The organism is Mycobacterium sp. IDUB_39, assembly GCF_055419205.1.
The window spans coordinates 609,460-624,255 of record NZ_JBVAXF010000003.1 but is presented as its reverse complement, the minus strand read 5'-3'; the positions used below and the strand labels follow the sequence as shown (position 1 = coordinate 624,255).

General features: G+C 67.7%; 15 protein-coding genes. 10 read left to right on the top strand and 5 right to left on the bottom strand.

All coding sequences use genetic code 11. The annotated features are described in order from the left end of the window. Positions 1–15 precede the first annotated feature (15 nt). The 4 genes from ACZY0X_RS14945 to ACZY0X_RS14930 all read left to right on the top strand — a co-directional run bounded on the left by ACZY0X_RS14945 (position 16) and on the right by ACZY0X_RS14930 (position 5,091). Positions 16–2,757, top strand: a complete 2,742-nt coding sequence (locus ACZY0X_RS14945; RefSeq protein ID WP_463771444.1) for a circularly permuted type 2 ATP-grasp protein — start codon at positions 16–18, stop codon at positions 2,755–2,757. Next, positions 2,754–3,680 carry a transglutaminase family protein gene (locus ACZY0X_RS14940; RefSeq protein WP_463771442.1) on the top strand — a complete coding sequence of 309 codons (927 nt, stop codon included), beginning with the start codon at positions 2,754–2,756 and terminating at the stop codon, positions 3,678–3,680. The genes ACZY0X_RS14945 and ACZY0X_RS14940 overlap by 4 nt, the downstream gene beginning before the upstream one ends. Continuing rightward, entirely contained in the window at positions 3,673–4,695 is a 1,023-nt protein-coding gene (locus ACZY0X_RS14935) for a zinc-binding metallopeptidase family protein (RefSeq protein ID WP_463771440.1), read from the top strand. Before ACZY0X_RS14940 ends, ACZY0X_RS14935 begins: the two co-directional genes overlap by 8 nt. Positions 4,696–4,779: 84 nt before the next feature. Further along, complete coding sequence (locus ACZY0X_RS14930; RefSeq protein ID WP_463771438.1) at positions 4,780–5,091, top strand: DUF4333 domain-containing protein; 312 nt, start codon at positions 4,780–4,782, stop codon at positions 5,089–5,091. A 3-nt stretch (positions 5,092–5,094) separates the two neighbouring features. Here the strand turns inward: ACZY0X_RS14930 and ACZY0X_RS14925 are convergent, their stop codons facing one another. The 4 genes from ACZY0X_RS14925 to ACZY0X_RS14910 are packed head-to-tail and all read right to left on the bottom strand — an operon-like array spanning position 5,095 to position 7,892. Next, entirely contained in the window at positions 5,095–5,604 is a 510-nt protein-coding gene (locus ACZY0X_RS14925; protein WP_463771437.1) for a nuclear transport factor 2 family protein, read from the bottom strand. Further along, positions 5,601–6,467 carry an LLM class F420-dependent oxidoreductase gene (locus ACZY0X_RS14920; RefSeq protein WP_463771435.1) on the bottom strand — a complete coding sequence of 289 codons (867 nt, stop codon included), beginning with the start codon at positions 6,465–6,467 and terminating at the stop codon, positions 5,601–5,603. The genes ACZY0X_RS14925 and ACZY0X_RS14920 overlap by 4 nt, the downstream gene beginning before the upstream one ends. Further along, complete coding sequence (locus ACZY0X_RS14915; RefSeq protein WP_463771434.1) at positions 6,467–7,258, bottom strand: SDR family NAD(P)-dependent oxidoreductase; 792 nt, start codon at positions 7,256–7,258, stop codon at positions 6,467–6,469. The genes ACZY0X_RS14920 and ACZY0X_RS14915 overlap by 1 nt, the downstream gene beginning before the upstream one ends. Positions 7,259–7,316: 58 nt before the next feature. Beyond that, complete coding sequence (locus ACZY0X_RS14910) at positions 7,317–7,892, bottom strand: hypothetical protein (RefSeq protein WP_463771433.1); 576 nt, start codon at positions 7,890–7,892, stop codon at positions 7,317–7,319. Between the two features lie 69 nt (positions 7,893–7,961). Between ACZY0X_RS14910 and ACZY0X_RS14905 the strand changes: the two genes are divergently transcribed. The 4 genes from ACZY0X_RS14905 to ACZY0X_RS14890 all read left to right on the top strand — a co-directional run bounded on the left by ACZY0X_RS14905 (position 7,962) and on the right by ACZY0X_RS14890 (position 11,149). Continuing rightward, positions 7,962–8,807, top strand: a complete 846-nt coding sequence (locus tag ACZY0X_RS14905) for a DUF3097 domain-containing protein (protein ID WP_463771431.1) — start codon at positions 7,962–7,964, stop codon at positions 8,805–8,807. Between the two features lie 21 nt (positions 8,808–8,828). Further along, on the top strand, positions 8,829–10,157 hold the full coding sequence (locus tag ACZY0X_RS14900) for a replication-associated recombination protein A (RefSeq protein ID WP_463771430.1): 1,329 nt from the start codon (positions 8,829–8,831) through the stop codon (positions 10,155–10,157). Between the two features lie 150 nt (positions 10,158–10,307). Then, positions 10,308–10,685, top strand: coding sequence for an ArsR/SmtB family transcription factor (locus ACZY0X_RS14895; RefSeq protein ID WP_463771428.1), 378 nt, complete (start codon positions 10,308–10,310; stop codon positions 10,683–10,685). After that, on the top strand, positions 10,682–11,149 hold the full coding sequence (locus tag ACZY0X_RS14890; protein ID WP_463771427.1) for an SRPBCC family protein: 468 nt from the start codon (positions 10,682–10,684) through the stop codon (positions 11,147–11,149). Before ACZY0X_RS14895 ends, ACZY0X_RS14890 begins: the two co-directional genes overlap by 4 nt. Before the next feature lie 22 nt (positions 11,150–11,171). On the opposite strand, the gene ACZY0X_RS14885 is transcribed toward ACZY0X_RS14890, so the two are convergent. Next, positions 11,172–11,459, bottom strand: coding sequence for a GlsB/YeaQ/YmgE family stress response membrane protein (locus ACZY0X_RS14885; protein ID WP_463771425.1), 288 nt, complete (start codon positions 11,457–11,459; stop codon positions 11,172–11,174). A gap of 109 nt (positions 11,460–11,568) precedes the next feature. On the opposite strand from ACZY0X_RS14885, the gene ACZY0X_RS14880 reads away from it, so the two are divergent. Both ACZY0X_RS14880 and alaS read left to right on the top strand, forming a co-directional pair. After that, positions 11,569–11,958, top strand: coding sequence for a secondary thiamine-phosphate synthase enzyme YjbQ (locus tag ACZY0X_RS14880; RefSeq protein ID WP_463771608.1), 390 nt, complete (start codon positions 11,569–11,571; stop codon positions 11,956–11,958). Between the two features lie 138 nt (positions 11,959–12,096). Continuing rightward, positions 12,097–14,793 carry an alanine--tRNA ligase gene (alaS, locus tag ACZY0X_RS14875; protein ID WP_463771424.1) on the top strand — a complete coding sequence of 899 codons (2,697 nt, stop codon included), beginning with the start codon at positions 12,097–12,099 and terminating at the stop codon, positions 14,791–14,793. Positions 14,794–14,796: the final 3 nt, after the last annotated feature.

The window sequence follows — 14,796 nt, the reverse complement described above, 5'->3', positions numbered from 1 at the left end:
TACCGTTCTGCGGTGATGGTGCTTCGAGCTAGCGGCTCTTCCGAGCCGAACCCCGTCGGTCGCCGTGCCGTGGCACCCGCCACCGAGGACGTCCTGACCGGCTACCAGTCCGCGCGGGCGCAACGCGCGCTGTTTGACGTGCGCGGCGGTTCGGGCAGCGGATACGACGAATTCGTCGACGAGGCAGGCGATGTTCGGCCGGCCTGGGCAGACGTCGCCGAGTGCATCACCGAGCGCGGACGCGGCGGCCTCGCCGTCTTGCGCACCACGGTGCGTCAACTGGTCGACAACGACGGCATCACCTTTGGCCACTCCGACCAGCACGGTTCGGCGATCGGCGGTCGCGGCGACGACGACGCGGGAACCCCCGGTCCGTGGCACCTGGACGCTCTGCCGCTGGTGATCTCGGCGGCCGACTGGGATCAGCTGGAGTCGGGTCTGGTGCAGCGGTCTCGACTGCTCGACGCCGTACTCACCGATCTGTATGGAGCACGCCGGTCCATCACCAGCGGTGTGCTGCCCGCCCAATTGCTCTTCGCCCACCCCGGCTACGTCCGCGCCGCACGTGGCATCGAGGTGCCGGGACGCCACCAACTGTTCCTGCACGGCTGCGATGTCAGTCGAAGCGGATCTGGGGCCTTCCTCGTCAACGCCGACTGGACGCAGGCGCCGTCGGGGGCGGGTTACGCCATGGCCGACCGTCGTGTGGTGGCGCACTCCATCCCCGACCTCTACGAGCGGATCGGGCCGCGGCCGGTATCGCCGTGGGCACAGGCCCTTCGTCTGGCACTCATCGACGCGGCGCCGGAGTCCGCTGAGGAGCCCGTGGTGGTGGTGCTCAGCCCCGGCATCCACTCTGAGACCGCATTCGACCAGGCCTACCTGGCCAGCGTGCTGGGCTTCCCGTTGGTGGAGAGCGCCGATCTGGTGGTGCGCGACGGGAAGCTGTGGATGCGCTCGCTGGGCACGCTGAAACGCGTCGACGTCGTCCTGCGAAGGATTGATGCGGAGTACGTCGATCCGCTGGACCTGCGTCCCGACTCGCGACTGGGTGTCGTCGGGTTGGTCGAGGTGCTGCGACGCGGTGCGGTCACGATGGTCAACACACTCGGCAGTGGCGTCCTGGAAAGCCCTGGGCTGCTGCGATTTCTGCCGGAGTTGGCCGAACTGCTGCTGGACGAGACGCCCACGTTGGGCACCACGCAGGCGTACTGGGGTGGTATCGACCTGGAGCGAGCCCATCTGCTGTCGCACCTGTCGTCGTTGGTCATCAAAAGGGTCGACGGTGGCGAACCGATTGTCGGACCGGCGCTATCGGCGGCCGGGCGGGCGGACCTGAGTGCCCGCATCGCAGCGACACCGTGGCGGTGGGTGGGCCAGGAACTGCCCGAGTACTCGTCGGCGCCCACCGACTTCGACCCGGGTGGGCTGTCGGCGAGCAACGTCGGCATGCGCCTGTTCACCGTGGCCCAGCGCGGCGGATACGCCCCGATGGTCGGCGGGCTCGGTTACCTCGTCGCGCCCGGTCACGCCGGCCACGAGCTGCAGACCGTTGCGGCCAAGGACATCTGGGTACGTGCGACTACCCGCATCACGGCCGAGCGCACTCCGACGCCGCCGGCCGATCTGCTTGAGCTGGATGTCGCCGCCGGGGCGGCTCCGGCGCTGGATGTCGCCGCCGGGGCGGCTCCGGCGATGACGCCGAGTCCGACCCGCGCCGTCAGTTCGCCGCGCGTGTTGTCGGATCTGTTCTGGCTCGGCCGCTACGCCGAACGGGCCGAGGCGATGGCACGCCTGCTCACCGTGACCCGCGAGAGATACCACGAATTCCGGTATCGCCGCGAGATGGCGGGAAGCGAGTGTGTGCCGGTACTCCTGACCGCGCTGGGTGAACTGACCGGAACCGACACCGGCGCCGACGGTGACGACGCCGATATGGTCGCGACGGCGCCCACGACGCTGTTGTCACTGACCGCCGACCGACACCGTGCCGGCGCACTGGCGCAGTCGGTCGAACGTCTCGGCCTGGTGTCACGGGCCGTGCGCGACCAGATGTCCAACGACACGTGGATGGTGCTGGCAGGGGTGGAGCGGGCGGTGCTGCATCCCGCAGGCGGCCGGCCCGACTCGCAGACCGAGGGGGAGACCTACCTGGCGGCGGCGCACAGCCAGACGCTTGCCGGCATGCTGGCGCTGTCAGGGGTCGCGGCCGAGTCGATGGTGCACGACGTCGGCTGGACGATGATGGACATAGGCAAGCGCATCGAACGAAGCGCGTGGCTGACGGCCCTGCTCGGCGCCACACTGACCACGGTGCGCAATCCCGCTGCTGAGCAGACGATTACGGAGTCGACGCTGGTCGCATGTGAGTCGTCGGTGAGCTACCGCAGGCGCACGCTCGGTCAGGTCAGCGTGGCCGCTGTCGCCGACCTGCTGCTCTTCGATGCCGAGAACCCGCGGTCACTGGCCTTCCAGTTCGAGCGCCTGCGCACCAACTTGCGGGCACTGCCGTCATCGTCGGGATCGACGCGTCCCGAGCGGCTCACCGAGGACATCGCGGCGCGCCTGCGCCGCGTCGGCCCCGAGGGGCTCGAGGTCGTCACCGCCGATGGCAGGCGTGCCGAGCTGGCCGACCTGCTCGACGGTCTCTCGGCGGACCTGCGTGAGCTGTCCAACCTCATCACGGCCGCCCACCTGTCGCTGCCCGGTGGCATGCAGCCGCTGTGGGGACCCGACGAGCGAAGGGTCATGCCGTGAGTCTCACCGACGGACCATCGCCCGGCGCCGCCCGTGGTTACGAGATCACCCACCGCACGACCTACCGCTACTCCGACGACGTCACCAGCTCCTATGGCCGGGGGTTCCTGACGCCGCGCGACTCCACCGGGCAGCGGTGCCTGTCACACCGACTGCACATCGATCCCGAGGCCGCCGACAGGTCCACCAGTCGTGACGGCTACGGAAACGTCAGCTCCTACTTCCATGTGAGCGAACGACACCGGACGCTTTCCATCACGAGTCACTCGGTGGTGGAGGTCGACCCGCCGCCCGCCGAGTTGTACGGCGCCGGTTCGGCCGAGGCGCCGTGGGAGATCGCCCGACCCGTCGGTCCCGACGGCGCCCTGGCCTCCGAGTTCACCCTCGATCTGCAGCCCCCCGAGATCACCGAGGAGTTGCGGGCCTACGCCGCACCCAGTTTCATCCCGGGCCGGCCACTGATTGAGGTACTGGCCGATCTCAACTCGCGAATCAACACGGATTTCGCCTACCGCTCGGGCTCGACGACGGTGTCCACGCGGGTCGCCGAGGTTTTGGTGGCTCGGGAGGGGGTATGTCAGGACTTCGCCCGGTTGGCGATCGCCTGCCTGCGCGCCAATGGTATGGCCGCCAGCTATGTCTCCGGATATCTCGCGACGGATCCGCCGCCTGGAAGGGAGCGCATGGTGGGTGTCGATGCGACACACGCGTGGGCCGCGGTGTGGACACCTCAAAACCAGTGGCTGGGGCTGGATCCGACGAACGACCAGATGGTCGATGAGCGCTACATCGTGGTTGGCTTCGGCCGGGACTACGCCGACGTGCCGCCACTGCGGGGCATCATCTACACCGACTCCACGAGCAGCGTCATCGACGTCTCGGTGGACGTCGCGCCGTTGCGGGAAGGTGTCCGAGGTGCGTGACTTCACCTGTCCCAACTGCGGTCAGCGGTTGACGTTCGAGAACTCGATCTGCCTGAACTGTCGCAGCAAACTGGGCTTCTCGATCGACGACAGGGCCCTGCTGGTGATCGTGCCGGGACCGGAGAGCGAACACGCCGGGGCGGTGGATGAGAGTCAGTACCGGCTGTGTGCGAATCTGCATGTGGCCGAGTGCAACTGGCTGGTCAAGAAGGGGCCGGTCGCGGCGCTGTGCACGTCGTGCGCGTTGACCAGAACCCGCCCCAATGACGGGGATCGAAAGGCACTGGCCGCCTTCGCCGACGCCGAGCGCGCCAAACGCAGGCTGATCTTCGAACTCGCCGAACTCAAGCTGCCGATTGTCGGCCGAGCGCAGGACCCGGAGTTCGGGCTGGCCTTCGACCTGCTCTCCAGCGAGACCGAGACGGTATCCACGGGGCACCACAACGGGGTCATCACGCTGGATCTCGCCGAGGGCGACGACGTCCACCGCGAGCAGTTGCGCATCGCACTGTCCGAGCCGTACCGGACGCTGCTCGGCCACTTCAGGCACGAGATCGGGCACTACTACTTCTACCGGCTGGTGGACGGATCGGCCGAACAGACCGCGCGTTTCGTCGAACTGTTCGGCGACCCCAATACCGACTACCAGAGCGCATTGGACCGCCACTACAGCCGGGGTGCTCCAGTCGGTTGGGAGAGGGATTACGTCTCGTCGTACGCCAGCATGCACCCCGCGGAGGACTGGGCCGAGACGTTCGCCCACTACCTGCACATCCGCGACGCGCTGGATACCTCCGCGGCCTTCGGGTTCGCCCCGGCGGGTGCCACCTTCGACCGACGGGTACTGGGCCCCAGCGGATTCGACACCATCATCGAGATGTGGCTACCGCTGTCGTGGGCGCTGAACATGGTGAACAGGTCGATGGGCAGGGAGGACCTCTACCCGTTCGTGCTCCCGCACGCGGTGCTCGAGAAGATGCGCTTCATTCACACCGTGATCGACGAGATGGCCTAGCCGTCAGGGCGGTCGCCTGGCCGCGACACTCCGACAGGGGCCCGGTGTTGACCTCGAGCAAACGGTAGAGCAGCATTTCGCTCCATGACTCGTACTCTTGGCATCCGCGTCGGCGCCGGGCTGTTCGTCGGTGCCGCGGCGCTGTCGCTGACTGCCTGCAGTGCCACCATCAAGCCGGAGGGCGCCGCGCAGTCGATAGTCGATCTGGTGTCAAAGCAGACCAAGTTCAAGCCAACCGACGTCACGTGCCCCAATGACGTGAAGGCCGACGTCGGCGTCGAGTTCAACTGCACCTTCACCGGGCCCGAGAACACGCCCTACACCGCGCACATGAAGATCCTCAAGGTCGAGGGCGAGCAGGTCGTCTTCGATATCAACACCGAGCCCGCGGGGTAGCGCTCAGCTGTCATGCTCCGCCGGCGAGGGCGCGCGTCCCGCCACACCGGCCGTCAACAAGTCGCGCGCCTGCCTGCTGCCATCCAGCGCCCGGCTGATGCGTTCGGTGATCTCCCAACCGTCGCCGGCGCGCCGCAGCCGGAAGTGGTTGGCACCCGCACGATAGACACGAAAGCCCTTGTCGGCCCTGACGAACAGCGCCGAGTCGCACACCGCGACTGCGACGTCGCCGTTCACGGTGACCACCGCCGGGCCGAGAAAGTGGCAGCAACCGTGCTCGATGAGCCGCTGATGGTCGTCGGAGCGCACCATCGCGGCGACGTCGGCGCGACTGTGCATCGACCAGCCCGCGACCTGGTAGCCGCCGTCCACCGCCCACAGTGCTGCCGTCCCATCGGCGTCGCCGGCGTCCACGAGCGGACCATAGGCCGCGATCATCCGCTCGATGGCGCGTTCGTCCTCCAAGCGACGCAGCCGCGCCTCGAGTTCGGCGAACCGGTCGTCTTCGGTCATGATGCCCGTCCTTGCAGGTTGTCGGATATCTCGCGCAACGCCGCCAACTGATCGCAGTACTGTGACGCTGACTGGGCAGTGATCGCACAGGTTGTGGTGGTGGCTCCGAGGTCGACGAGCTGCGAAAGCCTGCGTGCGGCCTCCTCGGGTGCGCCAATCGGGTCCAGCGGCCCGCACGGCAGAGCAATGTCGAATCCGGGCGGAAGGTCAACGGCGGAAAGTAATTCCGCGGTTTGCCTCGCGCTCAGCCCGAACGGCATCCAGCCGTCGGCGAGCGTCACCGCGCGGCGCAGTGACCGCCGGGTCCGGCCGCCGACCCAGATCGGTACGTGTTGCTGGACGGCACACGGATCCATCACGACCGAGTCGAAGGCGTAGAACTCGCCGGCGAAGACGGGTCTGGTGGTCGACAGCGAGGATCGCAGTGCCCGCAACGCATCGTCGGCGCGCGGACCCCGATCATCGAACGACGCACCCAGGAGACCGAACTCGGCGGCCAGCGAGCCGACCCCGACACCCAGCGTCAGCCGGCCCCCGCTGAGCCGGTCGAGCGTGCCGTAGCGCTTCGCGATCTCGAGTGGGTGGTGGTAGCCGAGCACCACGACAGCGGTGAGGAGGCGGATGCGGGTCGTGCGCGCGGCGAGATAGGCCAAGGTGGCCAAGGGATCCCAGTACGTCGAACCGCGTTGCCCTGCGTCGTCCTCGGGCACGATGACGTGCTCCGGGCAGGTCAGGTAGTCGAATCCGAGGGCGTCGGCGGCCTCGGCGATGCGCACGATGTCCTCGACCGCACCGTCGCGCTCCCAGGCCGATGCGGCCCCGGGTAGTTGCATGACGACCGGTGTCGAGAGTCCGATCCGCATCAGCCGGGACCGATCAGCCGCTGCATGAACTCGTGGGTTTCCAGGACCACCTTGGCCCGGTCGGGATTGTTGCGCCGGGCAACGTCGCGGTCGTTGCCTGCCGCCACGAACACCGGCCCATTGGCCAACTGTGCGAGGCCTTCGCGTGCGACGTCGGCGGGGTCGGCCACGCGCAGCCCAGGCACGTCGAAGTTCAACCCCACGCGTTCCATCGCGGGTGTGCGTGTGACGCCGAGGACGAGTTCGAGCACGTCCACGTCGAACTCACGCAGCTCCAGCCACAGACTCTCGGCGAATATTCGGCCGAACGCCTTCACCCCGCCATAGACGGTGTGCCGCACGGACCCGAGATAGCCCGCCATCGAGCCGACGAGAAGCAGACCGCCACGCCGCCGCTCGCGCATCGGCCCGCCGAAGTGCGACACCAGGCCCATCATCGTCGTCACGTTCAAGTCCACGACACGGCCGAAGTCCGCCGGGGTGGCGTCGAGGAACTCCGCACTGCACGTGTTGGCACCTGCGTTGTAGATCAACAGCCCGACTTCGAGGCCCGCGGTCGCCGCGGCAACCTCATCGCACGCCGACGGGGCGGCCAGATCGACCGACAGCGTGCGGACCTCGACACCGGCCTGCCGGCAGCGGGTCGCCGTGTCCTCCAAGGGACCGGCCTTGCGGGCGAGGAGCACGAGGTTGATACCCGCCTCGGCGAGCAGCCGGGCGAACTCGGCGCCCACGCCCTCGGATCCGCCCGCGATCACGGCCCAGGGCCCGTACTTGGATGCGTCAATCACCCCACGATCGTCGCGCACCGGGAGATCGGGCGGCACATCGGGCGCGCCGCGTGTGTGGTCAGCCCGTCAGTCGCAGGTAGGCCCGCCCCCGCGGGGACAGTCGGTACCCGACGTCGAGGCTGATCGTCAGCCCGAGACCCTTGAGTTGGCGTACCCGGCGTTTGAACCTCGGGACATCCAAGCCGAGGCGTGCGGCCAGGTCGGGGGCGCGGACTGCCTCGTTGTCGGAGATGAGCCGCAGGTACTCGCGTGTCCACGGCGCGCCGCCGCCATCCCAGCGGTCCAGCCGGGAGGTGATGGTGTCCACGTCGGCCGAGTTCAGGTCGTCGTCGGCGGCCAGCTCGGGGCGTTCGTCGGGAGCCAGAAACGACACCGCGATCGCATAGGTGTGCCTGGCCGGCCTGCGGTCGAGGTCGGCCTGCGCCGCCTTGGCACTGGGATAGCCCGCGGCCTTGGCCTGAACTGCCGTTACACGATGGGAGCCGGGAAACTCCGCGATGTCATCGATGCGGATGGTGCCCACCGGAGTGCGCTGCGTACCACCGACTTTGGCGCGCGGCGCGTCCCATCGGCGCAGCACCAGCGTGATGGTGCCGTCGACGATGCCATCGGCGGTCGCCCGGTTCAACAGCATGCGCTCGATGGTAGGGAAGGGGGTGTGGCGGTGCCCGACTTCGGCGCCGATGGTCCATAGGATCGTGCGGTGGCAGATCGATACGGCTCCGACATCCTCGCCCGCGACCCGCACGGTCCCAAGCGCACGCGGTCCACCGAACGCGTCATCGAGATGGGTCTCGTGGTGGAGGACGTGGCGACCGGGTACGTCGGCGCCGTGGTGCACGTCGAGTTCGGGCGGATGCAGCTCGAGGATCGCAAGGGCAGGCGCAAGTCCTTCCCGGTCGGCCCGGGCTACCTCATCGACGGCAAGCCGGTCATCCTCAACCCGCCGCTGCGGCGACCCCCGCCGGCCGCGCCGACCAGGACCGCATCGGGATCGGTCGCCGTGCACGGGGCCAGGGCGCGCACCGCGCTCCCCAGCCGGATCTACGTCGAGGGCCGCCACGACGCCGAACTCGTCGAACAGGTGTGGGGCGATGACCTGCGCATCGAGGGCGTCGTGGTCGAGTACCTCGGCGGCGTGGACGATCTCGTCGGCATCGTCGCGGAGTTCCGGCCAGGACCGGGGCAGCGGCTGGGCGTCCTCGTCGACCACCTGGTGGCGGGGTCCAAGGAGGCCAGGATCGCCGAGGCCGTGCGCCGGGGTCCCGGCGGCGAACACACCCTCGTGGTGGGGCACCCGTTCATCGACATCTGGCAGGCGGTCAAGCCGGCCCGGATCGGCGCCAAGGCGTGGCCCGTCATCCCGCGCGGTATCGAGTGGAAGCACGGTGTCTGTGAGGCGATGGGCTGGCCACACGCGCAGCAGGCCGATATCGCCAGGGCGTGGCAGCGGATCCGGGGGAGTGTGCGCGACTGGACCGACCTCGAACCCGATCTCATCGGCCGCGTCGAGGAACTCATCGACTTCGTGACGCAGCCCGCCTCCTAGGCGGCGTGGTAAGCCTGAACTGTGTCTGACGGACTGTTCGACGTCTCCGATCCCGACCCGGATGTGGCCGCGGCATCGTCGACGTTGTCGCCGCTCGCGGTCCGTATGCGCCCCGCCGGGCTCGACGAGGTGGTCGGCCAGGACCACTTGCTGAGACCTGGTTCACCGCTGCGGCGTCTCGCTGAGGGCTCGGGCGCGGCGTCGGTCATCCTCTACGGTCCGCCCGGCACCGGGAAGACCACGCTGGCATCGTTGATATCGCATGCGACCGGCAGACGCTTCGAGGCGCTGTCCGCGCTGTCGGCTGGGGTCAAGGAGGTCCGTGCCGTCATCGACGTCGCCCGGCGCGCCGCGGTGCACGGCGAGCAGACCGTTCTCTTCATCGACGAGGTCCACCGGTTCTCCAAGACCCAGCAGGACGCGCTGCTCGCCGCGGTGGAGAACCGCGTGGTGCTGTTGGTGGCGGCGACGACGGAGAACCCGTCGTTCTCGGTCGTCGCGCCGCTGCTGTCGCGGTCACTGATTCTGCAGTTGCAGCCGCTGGCCGCCGATGACATCCGCGCCGTGGTGCAGCGTGCGATCGCCGACCCGCGTGGTCTGAACGGCACCGTCGACGTCGACCCCGACGCCGTCGAGCTGGTGGTGCAGTTGGCCGCGGGTGACGCGCGGCGCGCGCTGACCGCACTCGAGGTGGCCGCCGAGGCGGGTGATCGAGTCACGGTCGAGGTCATCGAGCAGTCCCTGGACAAGGCGGCCGTGCGCTACGACCGCGACGGTGACCAGCACTATGACGTCGTCAGCGCGTTCATCAAGTCGATCCGCGGCTCGGATGTCGATGCCGCACTGCATTATCTGGCCCGGATGTTGACTGCGGGGGAGGACCCCCGATTCATTGCCCGTCGGTTGATGATCCTGGCCAGCGAGGACATCGGGATGGCCGATCCGACGGCGCTGCCGACGGCCGTCGCCGCCGCGCAGACCGTGCAGTTGATCGGCCTGCCGGAAGCGCAGCTGACGTTGGCGCACGCCACCGTGCACCTGGCGACCGCGCCGAAGTCCAACGCGGTGACCACGGCGCTGTCCGCGGCGATGGGGGACATCAAGGCGGGTAAGGCCGGGCTGGTCCCGCCGCATCTGCGCGACGGCCACTACTCGGGCGCCGCTGCCCTGGGCAACGCGCAGGGGTATGCGTATCCGCATGACGATCCCGGTGGTGTTGTGCCCCAGCAGTATCCACCCGATGAGCTGGCCGGTGTCGACTACTACCGGCCGACGAGCCATGGCATCGAACGCGAGATCGGCTCCCGGCTGGAGAAGTTGCGCGCGATCGTGCGACGGGTCCGCCGCTAGGCCATCACCCATCCCGCCGAGACTGCTGTGAGATCGCGGTCTGTGCGGCTTTCGTGATCTCACAGCAGTCTCGGCGATGGTCTTGACACGTGGTGACGTTGCTCCTACCGTTGTAATCAACTAAATGGTTGATCAACGATCGGGTTGAATTTGAGTGATGGCGGAGATGTCGAGAGTGGTCTGGACCGGGCCTTCCTGGCTCTGGCTGACCCGGTTCGGCGCGCCATCGTGGCGCGGTTGTCCCGCGGGCCGGCGACGGTCAACGAGTTGGCCGAGCCTTTCGACATCACGAAACAGGCGGTGTCCAAGCACATTCAGGTGCTCGAGCTGGCAGGCCTGGTCACCCGCAGCCGGGATGCCCAGCGCAGGCCGGTGCACCTGGACCCGGCCGCCCTCGAGCGGCTGACGTCGTGGATCGACCGCTACCGCCTCGACGCCGAACGCAACTATCGCCGCCTGGACGACCTATTGGCGGCAATGACGACCGAAGAAGTGAATGAAGTGAAGAGAAAGGCAGGATCACGATGACGAACGCACTGCACCTGGTGGCGCCGGTGGACACGCTGGCCATGGAGTTCACCCGCGAGTTCGCGGCACCCAGGGACGCGCTGTTTCGCGCGCACGCCGAACCCGATCTGGTCAAGCAGTGGCTCGGGCCCCACGGCTTGGAGATGACCATCGAGCACTGGGATTTCCGTACCGGTGGCGGCTACCGATACGTGCACTCCAGTGCGGAGGGAGCCTTCAGCTTTAACGGGGTCTTCCACACCGTTCGCGAGAACGACCTCGTCATCCAGACCTTCGAGTTCGAGGGTGCGCCCGACATGGTGAACATCGAGTTCATGTGGTTCACCGATCTCGGTGACGGCCGCAGCGGGCTGCGGGGCCGCTCCATCTGCCCCAACACCGAGGCGCGCGACGCGCTGTTGGCATCGGGCATGGAGGGCGGCATGACGCAGAGTTTCGAACGTCTCGACGCCCTTCTGGCCTGACGCCCCCGCCGCGCGCCGGGTGTCAGCGGCGCAGTAGTCCAGTGCGCCGGCGCCCGGTCGCGGCGGACACCAGTGCGACGCCCAGCGCGGCCACAACTACCTGCACCAGAAGTTCGAGCCAGTCGATACCGCCGGTGACGGTGGGAATGCCCATGGCGCGCGCCAGTGCTGTCCCGAGGAACGCTGCGACGATGCCGACGAGCACCGTGACGAGCACGGAGATGTGCTGCTTGCCCGGCACGACGAGGCGGCCAAGTACGCCGACCACGATGCCGATGAGTATTGCGGTGATGACACCGGTAATGGTCATGTCTTCCTCCAGCGGATGAGTGGTGAGAGTGCAATACCCATGCGGCGTCGGGATAAACAGAGACGTCAATTGACTCGCCGGCCGTACGCTCGTCGGTGTGCAGACCGATGTGCTCGAGGTGGACACGACGCGGCGGCGGACGGTGGATGTGACCGAGGAGGTGCGGTCCTTCTGCGCCGGCCGCGGTGACGGCCTGTGCAACGTCTTCGTGCCGCACGCGACGGCCGGCTTGGCCATTGTCGAGACGGGCGCCGGATCCGATGACGACATGGTCGAGGCGTTGGAGCGTCTGCTTCCCCGTGACGACCGCTACCGCCACGCGCACGGTTCGCCGGGCCACGGCGCCGACCACGTGCTGCCCGCGATAGTCGCTCCGTCGGTGACGTTGCCTGTGCAGGGCGGCCGACTACTGCTTGGCACCTGGCAGAGCGTCGTACTGGTCGACCTGAACCGCGACAACTCACAACGTTCGGTGCGGTTGAGCTTCGTCCGGGGCTGAGGCTTCCCCGCTGCGGCACGCGGGGGACCAGCGGTTCGTTGGCCTGGCAGCGCCTCTTCGGGGCAACATTGATGGACCGGTACTGTAATGCGGTCGACAAGCAATTCGACCCACTCCAACGATGAAGGACAGCAGCACGTGCAGACACACGAGATCAGGAAACGCTTCCTCGATCACTTCGTGAAGGCGGGCCACACCGAGGTGCCCAGTGCGTCGGTGATCCTTGACGATCCCAACCTGCTGTTCGTCAACGCCGGTATGGTCCAGTTCGTCCCGTTCTTCCTCGGAGCCCGCACCCCGCCGTGGGATCGTGCGGTGAGCGTCCAGAAGTGCATCCGTACTCCGGACATCGATGAGGTCGGCATCACCACCCGGCACAACACGTTCTTTCAGATGGCTGGCAACTTCGCCTTCGGGGACTACTTCAAGAAGGGTGCCATCGAGTTCGCCTGGACTCTGCTGACCAACCCGGTGGATCAGGGTGGGTACGGGTTCGATCCCGAGCGGATCTGGGCGACGGTCTATCTCGATGACGACGAGGCGATATCGCTGTGGCGCGAGGTCGCCGGTCTGCCGCTGGAGCGCATCCAGCGTCGCGGCATGGTCGACAACTACTGGTCGATGGGCATTCCCGGCCCGTGTGGCCCGTCGTCGGAGATCTACATCGATCGCGGACCCGAGTACGGCATCGAGGGTGGCCCGGAGGCCAACGAGGACCGCTACATCGAGATCTGGAATCTCGTCTTCATGCAGAACGAGCGCGGCGAGGGCCCGGGCAAAGAGGGCTACGAGATCCTCGGGCCGTTGCCGCGCAAGAACATCGACACCGGCATGGGTGTCGAGCGCGTCGCCTGCCTGCTGCAAGAGGTGGACAACGTCTACGAGACGGATCTGCTGCGTCCGGCGATCGACCTGATCGCAGGTATCGCGCCCCGCGGCTACGGTGTCGGCAATCACGCCGATGACGTGCGCTACCGCGTCATCGCCGACCACAGTCGCACCGCGGCGATCATCATCGGTGACGGCATCAGCCCGGGCAACGACGGCCGGGGCTACGTGCTGCGCCGCCTGCTCCGCCGCGTCATCCGGTCGGCCAAACTGCTTGGCATTGACACTCCGATCGTCGGCGACCTGATGATCACCGTGCGCGATGCGATGGGTCCGTCCTACCCCGAACTGGTCACCGACTTCGACCGAATTCACCGCATCGCGGTCGCCGAGGAGACGGCGTTCAACCGAACCCTGGTATCGGGATCGAAGTTGTTCGACGACGCGGCCGGCGCCACCAGAGCCTCCGGCGCGACAGTGCTCTCGGGCACCGACGCGTTCGCGCTGCACGACACCTACGGTTTCCCGATCGAACTGACGCTGGAGATGGCGGCCGAATCCGGGCTGTCGGTCGACGAGGAGGGATTCCGCGGCCTGATGGCCGAGCAGCGGCAGCGAGCCAAGGCCGACGCCGCGGCGCGTAAGCATGCGCACGCAGACCTCAGCGCCTACCGCGACCTGGTGGATGCGGGTCCGACGGAGTTCACCGGTTTCGACGAATTGACTTCGCAGGCAACGATTCTCGGCATCTTCGTGGACGGCAAGCGCGTTCCGGTGATCTCGCACGACATCGAGGGCGGCGCGGTCGACCGTGTCGAACTGGTGCTGGACCGCACCCCGCTCTATGCCGAGTCCGGTGGCCAGATCGCCGACATCGGCTCCATCACGGGGACCGGATCCAGCGGCGCGGCCAAGGCGGCCGTCACCGATGTGCAGAAGATCGCGAAGACGCTCTGGGTGCACCGCGTGAACGTCGAGTCCGGTGAGTTCGTCGAGGGCGACATCGTCTCGGCCGCGGTCGATCCGAAGTGGCGTCAAGGCGCCACCCAGGGCCACTCCGGCACCCACATGGTGCACGCCGCGCTGCGACAGGTGCTGGGCCCCAACGCGGTTCAGGCCGGATCGCTCAACCGGCCCGGTTACCTCCGATTCGACTTCAACTGGCAGGGACCGCTTTCCGACGATCAGCGGACCCAGATCGAAGAGGTCACCAACGAGGCCGTCCAGTCCGACTTCGAGGTCAACACCTTCAACACCGAACTCGACAAGGCCAAGGCCATGGGCGCGATGGCGCTCTTCGGCGAGAACTATCCCGATGAGGTGCGCGTCGTCGAGATCGGTGGCCCCTTCTCCATCGAACTGTGCGGTGGTACCCACGTGCACAACTCGGCTCAGATCGGACCGGTCACCATCCTCGGTGAGTCATCGGTCGGATCGGGTGTGCGGCGCGTCGAGGCGTACGTCGGCCTCGACTCGTTCAAGCATCTGGCCAAGGAACGCGCACTGATGGCCGGCCTGGCCTCATCGCTGAAGGTGCCCTCCGACGAGGTGCCCGCCCGTGTGGCGAACCTGGTGGAGCGGTTGCGGACCGCTGAGAAGGAACTGGACCGGGTGCGCCTGGCGAATGCGCGAGCGGTCGCGGTGAACGCCGCCGCTGGCGCGGAACTGGTGGGTAAGGTCCGTGTCGTGGCACAGCGGATGGCCGGGGGTATCTCGGCGGCCGATCTGCGCAGTCTCGTTGGTGACATCCGCGGCAAGCTCGGCTCCGAGCCCGCTGTCGTCGCCCTGATCGCCGAGGGTGAGGGTGACACGGTGCCGTATGTGGTCGCGGTGAACCCCGCCGCGCAGGACCTCGGCCTATCCGCCAACGATCTGGTCAAGACCGTCGGAGCGGCGGTGAACGGACGTGGCGGCGGTAAGGCCGACCTGGCTCAGGGCTCCGGCAGTGGTGCCTCGGGAATCGACGCGGCCCTGGCTGCCGTGCGTGCCGAGGTAGGCCGGAGCTAACTG

Bases quoted from the DNA above. Each gene is read 5' to 3' on its own strand.
- ACZY0X_RS14945 (WP_463771444.1), top strand. From the start codon at position 16: ATGGTGCTTCGAGCTAGCGGCTCTTCCGAGCCGAACCCCGTCGGTCGC.
- ACZY0X_RS14930 (WP_463771438.1), top strand. From the start codon at position 4,780: ATGACTCGTACTCTTGGCATCCGCGTCGGCGCCGGGCTGTTCGTCGGT.
- ACZY0X_RS14925 (WP_463771437.1), bottom strand. From the start codon at position 5,604: ATGACCGAAGACGACCGGTTCGCCGAACTCGAGGCGCGGCTGCGTCGC.
- ACZY0X_RS14920 (WP_463771435.1), bottom strand. From the start codon at position 6,467: ATGCGGATCGGACTCTCGACACCGGTCGTCATGCAACTACCCGGGGCC.
- ACZY0X_RS14910 (WP_463771433.1), bottom strand. From the start codon at position 7,892: ATGCTGTTGAACCGGGCGACCGCCGATGGCATCGTCGACGGCACCATC.
- ACZY0X_RS14890 (WP_463771427.1), top strand. From the start codon at position 10,682: ATGACGAACGCACTGCACCTGGTGGCGCCGGTGGACACGCTGGCCATG.
- ACZY0X_RS14885 (WP_463771425.1), bottom strand. From the start codon at position 11,459: ATGACCATTACCGGTGTCATCACCGCAATACTCATCGGCATCGTGGTC.